The 2183-nt window shown below is 70.5% G+C and carries 1 protein-coding gene and 1 pseudogene; both read right to left on the bottom strand.

The window, feature by feature from the left end:
- Positions 1 to 103: 103 nt before the first annotated feature.
- Positions 104 to 447: pseudogene (locus GA0115259_RS32290) on the bottom strand (ArsR/SmtB family transcription factor); the annotation flags it as partial.
- Positions 448 to 705: 258 nt separating this feature from the next.
- On the bottom strand, positions 706 to 2183 hold a 1478-nt coding region (locus tag GA0115259_RS32285; protein WP_107469321.1), incomplete at its 5' end, for a purple acid phosphatase family protein.

Here is a 2183-nt window from a genome sequence, read left to right as displayed (position 1 = left end):
GCTGTTCACCTCCGCCCCACCGGTCACGCAAGCGGCTTGACACGATCATTGAGATTCCTTGAGTGTTCCGTGTGTGCGGTTTTCGATGACCAGCCGGGCGCCCAGCGCCGGCAGCAGGCGGGCGGAGAGCGGAGAGCTGGTCGGGAGAGCGGGAGGGATCCGGACTCACGGCGGCCAGGGCGCTGGGCGGTATCACGTACGAGGCGGCCGTGGCGCGGTACACCCGTCGGTGACGTTGCCCTTGCGCCGTTCCTCGGCCGGCTCGACCAGTCCATGCCGCGCCGGCTCCTTCAGGTGGTGGTTGGCCTTCTGCCGTGACAGCCCGAGGCGGACGGCCGGCATGGCGGCCGAGCCGGGCTCGGCCGGAGCGGCGAGGATCCGGGCCCGTATCGGGTCCAGGGACGCCTCGGCCGCGGCGGGTTCTTCGATCACAGCGATGTCCAGCACCGCTCCAGAATCCATCCGACAAAAAAGATTGTCAAGGAGTGGAAAGTTGTCGGTGAGAGGACTGCCGGTGCCGGATACCTCGCGGGTGACACGTTGATGCAGGTGGGCGCGGTTGGCGCGGAAGCCGTACGTCTTGTCCGCGCGGCCCTCAGCCGGTCGGGTGCGCGGGCGTCCCGGTCCGCGCCGGGACACCCGGATGGAGTCCAGGACGGCCTGGAACCGAGCGTCTGTCAGCTCACCCCGAGCCGTTGGACGCGATCACCCGCGTCCGTCGCGGGTCACCGTGAAGTGGTCCACCCGTTCGCCGGTCTCCGCGAGTGCGGTGACCTTCAGCTGCGGGCGGTGGCCCGTCGTCACCTCGACGGCGAGGAAGGAGAATCCGGTGTAGCGCACCCGTGACCACTCCACGGTCTCGGCGGCCTTCGCGCCGCCGGGCTCCCAGTGGTAGGAGGGCACGCTCTCCACCTCGGCCGGACGGGCCTCGTAGCTGTCCGGCACCGGAAAGCTGTACAGCGCCTTGCCCGCGCCGCCGGCCGTGACGTACACGATGCCGTCCCGTGCGGAGTTGACGGATCCGCCGATCTCCACGCGGCGGCCGATCGCGCCGCCGCGCAGCGCGTCGGTGCGTTCGTACACGTGGTTGTGGCCGTTGACGACGAGATCGACGCGGTGTTTGTCGAAGAGCGGCACCCAGGCCTCGCGCACACCGCCGTCGGAGGCGTGCGCGCTGGTCGTGGAGAACGCGCAGTGGTGGAAGAAGACCACGACGAAGTCGATGTCCCGGTCCGCGCGCAGTTCGCCGAGGCGCCGGTCCAGCCAGCGCGTCTGGGCGCCGTCCGTATGGCCCGTGTTGGCGCGGATCTCGTGCGAGACGTCGTTGGCGTCCAGAGCCACCACGCCCACATTGCCGTACGTGAAGGAGTACGCGCCCGGCGACCTCACGGGATCGGGACCGCTGTCCGGCAGAGTCCAGCGCGCGTTCTGGCCGCCGTAGCCGTCGGGCGAGTACCACGCCTCCATGTCGTGATTGCCGGTCGTGACCATCCACGGCACGCGCGAGGCCACGGTCTCGGTCTGGGCGAGGAACTGGTCCCAGACCCGGGCGTCGTACGTGTCGGAGGAGGAGCCCTGGCCGCTGCCGTCCGCGTAACAGATGTCGCCCGCGTGCAGATGGAAGGCCGGATTCTGGCCCAGGATCACCTGGTCGTTGGCGAGCGCGTCGTACGAGACGCCCTGGTCGCCGAAGGCGGTGAACACGAAGGACTCGCTACGGGCCGCTGTGGGCGCGGTACGGAAGGTGCTGATGGTGGAGAAGTGGCGCGGATCGGCCGGGTCGAAGCCCTCGTGGCCCACGCCGTAGTAGTACGTGGTGCCGGGCCGCAGCCGCTCCAGCGCCACATGCAGGTAGTACTGGTCCACCGCGGGCAGCGCGGCCGACAGGGACGGAGTGTGCAGCGGCCGTACCTCCGCCTCGATCCGCCGGCTCAGCTCCCAGGGCTTCGGTCCCACCCGCAGAAACGGCTTCTTGACCGCGAACGGCACCTGCCAGGAGACCGTCATCCTGGTCTTCGGGTCGGAGCCGAAGGCGAGATGCCGGCCGAAGGGCGCCACCAGCGATCCGTCGACGCGGGCGGCGGCCGAGGAAGGCAGAAGGGCCGGGCCGGTGACGGGGGCGCCCGCGAAAGCGTCCGCGGAGGCGCCGGCGGGCCCCGCGCTGGAGCCGAGCAGCCCGGCGC

The organism is Streptomyces sp. MnatMP-M17 (assembly GCF_900091995.1).
GTDB lineage: Bacteria > Actinomycetota > Actinomycetes > Streptomycetales > Streptomycetaceae > Streptomyces.
Note: the sequence above shows the minus strand (reverse complement) of the source record. Positions and strands in the feature narration are given on the sequence as shown.